Source organism: Pedobacter sp., assembly GCF_035566355.1.
GTDB lineage: Bacteria > Bacteroidota > Bacteroidia > Sphingobacteriales > Sphingobacteriaceae > Pedobacter.
The window spans coordinates 1-9,251 of the sequence record NZ_DATMRL010000237.1 but is presented as its reverse complement, the minus strand read 5'-3'; the positions used below and the strand labels follow the sequence as shown (position 1 = coordinate 9,251).

The 9,251-nt window shown below is 38.7% G+C and carries 5 protein-coding genes; all 5 read right to left on the bottom strand.

What is annotated here, in order from left to right:
- Nucleotides 1-491: ABC transporter permease (locus tag VNZ46_RS09195; RefSeq protein WP_325559832.1), on the bottom strand; the 491-nt coding region annotated here is incomplete at its 3' end.
- A gap of 17 nt (nucleotides 492-508) precedes the next feature.
- Nucleotides 509-2,887 (bottom strand): ABC transporter permease, encoded by a 2,379-nt coding sequence (locus VNZ46_RS09190; protein ID WP_325559831.1) that lies wholly within the window; start codon nucleotides 2,885-2,887, stop codon nucleotides 509-511.
- Nucleotides 2,888-2,904: 17 nt separating this feature from the next.
- Entirely contained in the window at nucleotides 2,905-5,268 is a 2,364-nt protein-coding gene (locus tag VNZ46_RS09185) for an ABC transporter permease (protein WP_325559830.1), read from the bottom strand.
- 17 nt (nucleotides 5,269-5,285) lie between these two features.
- Nucleotides 5,286-7,649 (bottom strand): ABC transporter permease, encoded by a 2,364-nt coding sequence (locus VNZ46_RS09180; protein ID WP_325559829.1) that lies wholly within the window; start codon nucleotides 7,647-7,649, stop codon nucleotides 5,286-5,288.
- Nucleotides 7,650-7,667: 18 nt separating this feature from the next.
- The coding region (locus VNZ46_RS09175; RefSeq protein WP_325559827.1) for an FtsX-like permease family protein at nucleotides 7,668-9,251 on the bottom strand (1,584 nt) is incomplete at its 5' end.

Genomic DNA, 9,251 nt, shown 5'->3' with positions numbered 1-9,251 from the left:
TCACCAAAGTATTTGGTGGCCATTTCCTCCGACAAGGCTACCGTATTTGGAGAGGACAATGCCTCCTGCGGATTCCCCTGAAGCCATTTATAATCAAATATTTTAAAGAATTGTGGTTCCACATAAAACAGCGTAACTGCTTCTTTAATCTTTTCGCGACCCGAATCATCCTTAACCCGGACAATTCCTCCACCTCGCTGCAGCGGAGCTACCTGCTCCATTTGTGCAAAATCATTACGCAATGCCGGCATCAATGGTATAGGTACGCCTCTCTGGTATTCTTCTCCGTCGGCGTATTTCCAATAAGATACCACCCTGAAAATACGGTCTTTATGTTTGAATTGCTGATCAAAACTCATCTGATACCTTATAAAAATAAAGATCAGAATACAACTGGCCATCCCGATAGATAAGCCAGCAATATTAATCAGGGTATAGCCCTTATATTTCCACAGATTACGCAATGCAATCTTTAAATTCAATTTGAACATATAATCAGTTTTAAGGATTATTCATATTTCAGTGCATCAACAGGACTCATTTTAACAACTTTTCCAGCTTGTATAGTAACGGTCAATAAGGTCAGCGTAACAGATATAATTCCAGCAATCAGGAATGGTAAAAAAGGCATATCTATTCGATAAGCAAACATGTCCAGCCACTGATGGGCAAGCAGGTAAACCAGTGGCCAGGCAATCAGGTTAGCGATCAATACAATCCAGATATAAAACACATTCAACAATTTAAACACTTGTAAATTGGTCGCCCCAAGTATCTTTCTTATCGATATTTCTTTAATCCGGTTATTCGTAGTAAAAGCCGAGAAAGCAAACAGCCCCAGTACAGCAATGAAAATAGTCAATACAGCAGCAAAGAAAAACACAGACTGCAACTGTTCCTGCTTTTTAAACAAACGCCCATATAGTTCGTCAAGGAATTCATATCTAAAATCTTCACCATCAAGTTTATTAATATCAGACCACTGAGATTTTAACGCAGCAAGAACAGAAGTCATTCTGTTTTGATCTATATTGATCATAATCTTCGTTTTCCTGTTATTACATGGATTCTTTACCGCATATATAGTCGGTTCAACAGCCCTTTCAAATCCCTGAGCCTTAAAGTCCTTAATGACACCAACAATTTTATAATCCATATCACAGCCACGGATTATTTTGCCAACCGGATTGGTAATACCATATCTGGCCGCGGCAGTTTCATTGATAATTGCAGAATTAACAGTATCTGCATTAAATTCACGCAGGAAAAAGCGTCCCTCTTTAAGTTTAATATTAAGCGTTTCAAAATAATCAAAATCAACATCCAGAAAATCCAGAGATAACTCTTTATTGCTCAATTTGTATACACTTGTTCCTGGTTTAGATCCATCAGGAATATCCGAGCTAACCGTAACATGATTTACTCCAGGTATTTTCATAATTCTTGCCCTTGCCTGATCAAAGTCTCCAGGCTTATTATAAAGTTGTATGTTTTTGATGTATACCACCTGCCCGGTTTTGAATCCCGTATCTTCGGTGCGCATATATTTTAACTGATCACTTACAATGAATAACCCTACGATAAAAATAACCGCTATACTAAATTGTCCGGCCAGGAGTGCATTTCTTAGCCAGAATGTTTTATAACTGGTCTGCAAATTACCTTTAAGAACAGATGCAGGTTTATAACCAGAAAGTACAAATGCAGGGTAAACACCAGAAATAGCTGTAATGGCAAACAATATCGACGGCAATTGCCAGAGCAAAGCAGAGTCCCCTTTCAATAAGCTAAGCGGTAGATTTAATTGTGCATTAAAAACTGGCAGCAATGCTTCAGTCATAATCAAACCCAGAACCATCGCCGCACAGCATTGAATATAGATTTCCACAATAAACTGAACAATAAGATCCACCCGATAAGCACCCATTACCTTTTTCATCCCCACTTCTTTGGCCCTTTTAGTTGCCTGTACAATGGTTAAATTGGTAAAGTTGATACAGGCAATGACCATAATCAATACACTGAGCCAAAAGAGCGCAATGACCATCCTATTGTTGGCATCTGTTCCAGCCATAGGTTTCAGGTGCAAATTTTTCAAAGGGTCAAGAAAGATGACTGACCGGCCGGCAATTCTCAAGTCGGAAGCTGAAACACCAGATTTAATAAGTTCCTTTTTGTATAACCGATCTATTTTTTGTTGAAGTCCACCAACATCTGTCCCTTTTCTAACCTGGATATAGGTTTGGAAATTATTCGTACCATAATCCTGATCACCAAAGCTAATGTCCTTCCCTAAAGCGAGGATGTCAAATTTAAGATTTGAGTGTTCATCCGACCGATTGATTACGCCCTTGATTTCCACAGTCTGCCCGGCTTTTTTTGACCCAATGCCAACCATCCTGGGAAAACTGACCTTTTCATTACGGAACAATTCCTTTAGAAACAGACTGGGTACATACATTTCAAGCATCATACTTTTCGTCTCTATTAGCCTCTTATCCGGCCAGATCTCAAACATCTTAGCCGTTTCTAAGTCCAATTGTATTGTCTTATTCGAATATACCCTTCCCTGCGCGGTATTTAGAGGAAACTCAAACCAGGTATTCCTTGCCCTTCCAACCGCTTCAACTTCCTGAAAATTATCTTTAATCAGTTTAGAAAGAGGTGCTGGCGTATAATCTGTTTTAGAATCCGGCAAGCTTCTTCCAACCAAATAAATGCGATTGTAATTCGACAAATTTTTATCATAGCTCGTCTCATAAGTCACATATAAAACCACAACGATAAAAGCCGCCAGCGCAATAGCAAGACCTCCAATATTTATAGCAGTATATACCCTGTTTTTCCACAAGTTGCGCAACGCTATTTTCAAATTCAGTTTAAACATCTTAAGTCAGGTTAGATTTATTCATATTTCAACGCATCAATTGGATTGGCTTTCGCTACTTTGACAGACTGCATACTTACCGTAAGCACAGCAATGATCAGAGACAGACCAGTGGCAATAGCAAAAGGCAGAAAGGAAATCTTCACCCTAAAATCGTAGCCAGAGAGCCATTTATGAATGATCATATAAGCCAATGGAAAGGCTATTAAATTGGCTATGGCCACCAGCTTTATAAAATCTTTATTCAGCAACGTTAAAATATTCATGGTACTGGCACCTAAAACTTTACGGATACCGATCTCCTTTTTCCGCTGCTCAGCCATAAATAATGCAAGGCCAAGTAAGCCCAAGCACGAGATAAAAATTGCAAATCCACCAAACCAATTGGATAGTGTACCCAGTAATTGTTCATTTTGAAATTTCTTTTCAAAATCATCGCTGATGAAATGACGGTCTACCGGAAAATCAGGGTTTATTTCCTTAATAATCTCATCAACCTTAGTCAGAGAAGTGCTGACATTCTGGTCAGGATTTAGTCTGGCAATCAGATAACTGTAAGCAGACTTTGGATGATATATCACCATCGGATTTACATTTAGATACGGAGATTCCATAACGAAATCCTTCACCACACCAATAATAGTCACGGGAGTACCGTCCCATTTTATGACAGCGCCTACAGGCTTTTTCAATCCCATCAATTTTACAGCTGCCTCATTGAGCATCACATTAACCGTATCCGCAAATTTTGGGGAGAATTCTCTTCCTGCAATAAGCCTGGCGCCTAAAGTTTCCGTAAAATCATCCCCGGCACCACGATAGTTGATCAAAACAAGGTCATTTGGATCTTTACCAGGCCAGGAAAAATCATGAGTATTATTAGCACCCTGGTTTAAACTCTGACTGTAATAAGTTACTGAAACCGCAGCACCTGATCTTAGCAGCTGATCTTTAACCAGATCCATCTTTTTTTTCTGCGAGAGACTTCCCTGAAGTGGTAGTTCAATCAGGCCATTCCGGTTATAACCAATAGGCTTGTTTTTAATAAAGTTAAGCTGCTGATAAATTACACCTGTACAAATAATCAAACAAGCTGCAAAAACAAACTGAAATACAACCAGTATTTTTCTAATTGAAAAAGAGGAACTTCCTGTGAGGCTAGATCCCTTCAATACTTTTACCGGTTCAAATGAAGAAAGATAAAAAGCAGGGTAGCTTCCGGCAATACATCCGGCAATTAAGGTTAAGCCAGCTAAAGCAGTCCAAAATTTCCAGTCACCATAATTCAGAACAAGTTCAATATTTAACAAACCATTGAAATACGGCAAACTCAATTCCACTAAAGTAAAAGCGATAACCATACCCAACAAAGAAAGCAACATAGATTCCAGCATAAACTGTCCGATCAGTGCATTTCTGGAAGAACCTATTGCTTTTCGAACACCTACCTCCCTTGCTCTTTTCTCAGATCTTGCAGTAGACAGATTCATGAAATTAACACAAGCAATTAAAAGAATACAAAAGGCCAGAACAATAAATATCTTAAGCTGATCAATTTTTCCGCCTGTTGATTTTCCATTCTCAAACTGATCATTTAAATGCCACTTAGCCAGCGGATGCATTAAGCCCTCATTGGGTGAACCTTCACTGTTGCGTACATAAATGCTTTTAATCAGTCTGCTTGCCTCATCAAAATACTTAAGATCCTTTAACTGCATGATCGTGAAGCAGAAATTATTTCCCCAGGTAGAGGTCTTTACCCAGGGATTAAGTTTTTCATTCAAGGACCAAGACAATAAGTAATCAAACTGAATCGTATTGTTTTTAGGGATATCTGCTATAACAGCGCCTACAATTAACGGCTCCCTGTTTTGGAATTTTAAGACCTTGTTGATCGGGTCTTCCTCCCCAAATAAATTTTTCGCCATGCTTTCCGTTAAAATCACGGTATTGATATCCTGAAGCGCCCGGTTAGGGTTTCCCTTTATAAACGTATAATCCAATATTTTCAGAAAGGAAGGATCTGCAAAAACGACAGCTTTTTTAAAATTCTTGTTCTTATAACTGATGAGTTCATCAACCGGAAAAGAGGCATGAGATGCATACGCTACACCTGGTATATTTTTTCTGATCTCCGGGGCCATTAACTTGGGTGTAAAAGGATAACTTTTAATTTCTGTACTGCTTTTAGAGTTCAGATACACCACAAATGTTTTATCATAGTTACTGAACTGCTTATCATAACCCCATTCATACGCCACATACAACAGCAACAACATACAACTGGCCAGCCCAATAGCCAAACCTCCAATATTAATAAGCGCAAACCCCTTATATCTCCATAAGTTGCGCAATGCTATTCTAAGGTTCAGTTTAAACATATTTTTCAGGTTAAGTATTATTCATATTTAAGGGCATCTACCGGGTTAGCCTTTACAACTTTCACTGATTGCATACTTACCGTTAGCAGCGCTATTATTAACGAGAGCCCAATAGCAATGGTAAATGGAAGAATGGAAATCTTAATCCTGAATTCAAAACCAGACAACCATGTATTAATCATAACATAGGCCAGTGGAAACGCAATTAAATTGGCGAGCGCCACGAGTTTAATAAAATCTTTATTCAGTAATGCTACAATATTTATGGTGCTGGCACCCAAAATTTTACGGATACTGATCTCTTTCTTTCTTTGTTCTGCGATGAACAAGGAAAGCCCCAGTAAGCCTAAACAAGAAATAAAAACTGAAAAGCCACCAAACCAATTAGATAAAGTACCCAACAATTGTTCACTCTGGAACTTATCCTCAAAATCATCGTTTACAAATCGTCTTTCTACAGGAAAATCCGGGTTTATCTTTTTAAAAATCCCGTCAATCTTCTCAATTGAACTGCTTATATTTTCACCAGGGTTTAACCGGACAATAATAGAACTTACCCTTCCCATCTGGAAAAATATGGCCATGGGATCAACTTTTTTATAAGGTGATTCCGTAACAAAATCCTCCATCACCCCAATTACAGTATAAGGTTTATTCGCATATCTGATCGTTGCTCCTACAGGTTCTTTTAACCCCATCGTTTTTACCGCAGCTTCATTTACAAGAATAGATGTCGAATCTGCAAACCGGGGCGAAAAATCTCTTCCCGCCAGAATCTTTGTCCCTGTCGTTTTACTAAAATCATATCCAGAATACCGGTCATTAATTAGGATCATCTCGTTGGGGTTTTTACCAGGCCAGCTGAAATCAGTTGTATTATTGGCAAGTTCATTTAAGGGCTGACTAAAATAAGTTACATCAGTAACGGCCCCGGATTTAAGGAGTTGCTCTCTCACCAGCAGCAATTGGGACTGCGTTTGTAAATTTCCCTGGATGGGTATTTCCATCAGCCCTGTTCTATTGTATCCAATAGGTCTATTTTTTACATAATTCAACTGCAGATAAATCACAGAGGTGCAAATAATCAAGCAGGATGCAAATATAAATTGAAAAACCACCAATACCTTTCGGATAGAAAATGAGGAATTCCCAGTCTTGTTCAAGCCTTTTAACACCTTTATCGCTTCAAATGATGAAAGATAAAATGCAGGATAACTTCCGGCGATAAAGCCGGTTAGCAAAGATAAACCTAAGAGCGCGCTCCAAAACCGCCAATCCTTATAAGCTATGGCCAGATGAATATGGAGCAGACCATTAAAATAAGGCAAAACCAATTCAATCAGCATAAATGCCACTCCCATACCCATCATGGCAAGAAGCATTGACTCCAGCATAAACTGTCCGATTAAAGATTTCCTGGAAGAACCTATCGCCTTACGCACCCCCACCTCTCTCGATCTCTTTTCAGATCTGGCAGTAGAAAGGTTCATGAAATTCACACAGGCAATCAACAAGATACAAAATGCCAAAACCAGGAAAATCCGAAGTTGCTCAATCTTACCACCTATAGCTTTCCCGTTTTCAAATTTATCATATAAGTGCAACTTTGCCAGTGGCTGCAAAAAGGCTTCACTGGTAGAAACTTTTCTGTTCCGCTTATAGATTCCTTTCATTTCCCGGCTTACCTGATCAAAAAACCTGTTGTCCTTTAACTGTATAATCGTCAAACCATTATTGGATTTCCAGTTCAGTTCTTTTAACGATGGATTTTGCCTTTCTTTCAAAGCCCAGGGCAGTAAATAATCAAAACGAAAACTGTTATTTTTAGGGATATCTTCAATAATACCTTCTACTTTCAAACCCTCCCTGTCTCCCAATTTTACTGTTTTATTGATCGGATCTTCGTTACCAAATAAACTCTTTGCCAATGTCTCTGTTAAGATTACTGTATTGATGTTCTTTAAGGCACTGGCAGCGCTTCCCCTGATAAATTTATAATCCAATATCTTCAAGAAGGAAGGCTCTGCAAACAAAGCCATCTTTTTAAAATTATTATGTTTATAACCAATAAGTATATTTTCCGGATAAGTGGAATGTGATGAATAAGCTACACCGGCTATTTTATCCCTGATTTCCTTCGCCATCGGCACTGGTGTCCACGGCCAGCTTGAAATTTCACCGTTGGCATCCATGTTATGGTATACCACGTAAGTTTTTTCATAATTACTGAATTGCTTATCGTAGCCCCACTCATAAGCAACATACAGCAACAGGACCATACAACTCGCAATACCAATGGCTAAACCACTTATATTAATTGCTGTGAAAGCCTTGTTTTTCCATAAGTTCCGCAAAGCGATTTTCAAATTCAGTTTAAACATCTTCTTTTCGTTTAAAAACTATTCATATTTAAGCGCATCTATAGGATCTGACTTTGCCACTTTTACCGATTGCATACTTACGGTAAGAATTGCAATGAAAAGAGAAAGTGCAATGGCTATCGCAAAAGGTAAAAAAGAAAGGCTAACCCGGAACTGATAAGCCGACAACCAATTCTGAATAATGATGAAAGCAATTGGAAAAGCAATCAAATTCGCAATAGCCACCAGCTTTACAAAATCTTTGTTGAGCAGGGTAAGAATATTTATTGTACTGGCCCCCAGAACCTTCCGGATACCGATCTCTTTTTTTCGTTGCTCTGCCATAAACAAGGCCAGGCCCAGTAATCCAAGACAGGAAATAAAAATGGCAAATCCACCAAACCAATTTGATAAAGTACCCAATAACTGCTCATTCTGAAACTTAAGCTCAAAATTTTCACTTACAAAATGCCTGCCTACCGGGAAATCAGGATTAATCGTTCTGGCTATCTCATCAATTTTTGCAATCGAAGCAGAAATACTTTGCCCAGGGTTTAACCGGACCAGTACATATTTAAAGTTAATTTCCTCATCTGCAATAATCATAGGACCAACACTTTGATATGGCGATTCCATAATAAAATCTTTCATTACACCGAGCACAACAACAGGTTTGGACCACCACCTGAATGTAGCGCCAATGGGCTGCTTTAAACCCATAACCTTGGCTGCGGCTTCGTTAATCATTACTTTTGTAGTATCCCTGTGAATTTTGGAGAATTCCTGGCCTGCAAGCATTTTTGCACCTACAGTTTCCGTAAAATCAGGGCCCGCACATCTATAATTAAACAATACTGCATCCTTTGGATTTTTCCCTGTCCAGTCGACATCGAAAGTATTGCTTCCACCCTCATTCAGGCTATTGCTAAAATAGGAAACATGGCTTGCAGCACCAGATTTCAGTAACTGTTCTTCCAGAAGATGTAACTTATTCTTGTTACGAAGATTACCCTGAATAGGAATTTCTATCAATCCATCCTTATTAAAACCCGCAGGTTTATTTTTGATATAATTTAGCTGCTGATAAATAACAAACGTGCAAATGATCAAACAAACAGCAAATACAAACTGAAAAACCACAAGTACCCTACGGATAGAAAGTGTGGAACCTCCATTGACGCTAAACCCTTTTAAAACCCTCACAGGTTCAAAAGAAGATAAATAAAATGCAGGATAACTTCCCGCAATACACCCGGTCAGTATGGTCAGACCAATTAAAGTCGCCCAAAATATCCAGTCTGTGTAACTAATAACCAGTTCTATATTTAACAAAGCATTAAAATAAGGCAAACTGATTTCAATCAGCACAAAAGCAACAGTCATTGCTATAAAAGAAAGCAATACAGATTCAATGATAAACTGGCTGATCAGTGATTTCCTGGAGGAACCTATAGCCTTACGTACACCAACTTCCCTTGCCCTCTTTTCTGACCTGGCCGTTGAAAGGTTCATAAAATTGACACAGGCAATGAGCAGTATGCAAAAAGCCAGCGTAAAGAAAATACGGACTTGATCAATTTTTCCACCTACAGACTCGCCATTTTCAAATTTATCGTACAGATG

What these genes read in the sequence shown, in the direction of transcription:
- VNZ46_RS09190 (WP_325559831.1), bottom strand. Translation starts at nt 2,887, where the DNA reads ATGTTTAAACTGAATTTGAAAATAGCGTTGCGCAACTTGTGGAAAAAC.
- VNZ46_RS09185 (WP_325559830.1), bottom strand. Translation starts at nt 5,268, where the DNA reads ATGTTTAAACTGAACCTTAGAATAGCATTGCGCAACTTATGGAGATAT.
- VNZ46_RS09180 (WP_325559829.1), bottom strand. Translation starts at nt 7,649, where the DNA reads ATGTTTAAACTGAATTTGAAAATCGCTTTGCGGAACTTATGGAAAAAC.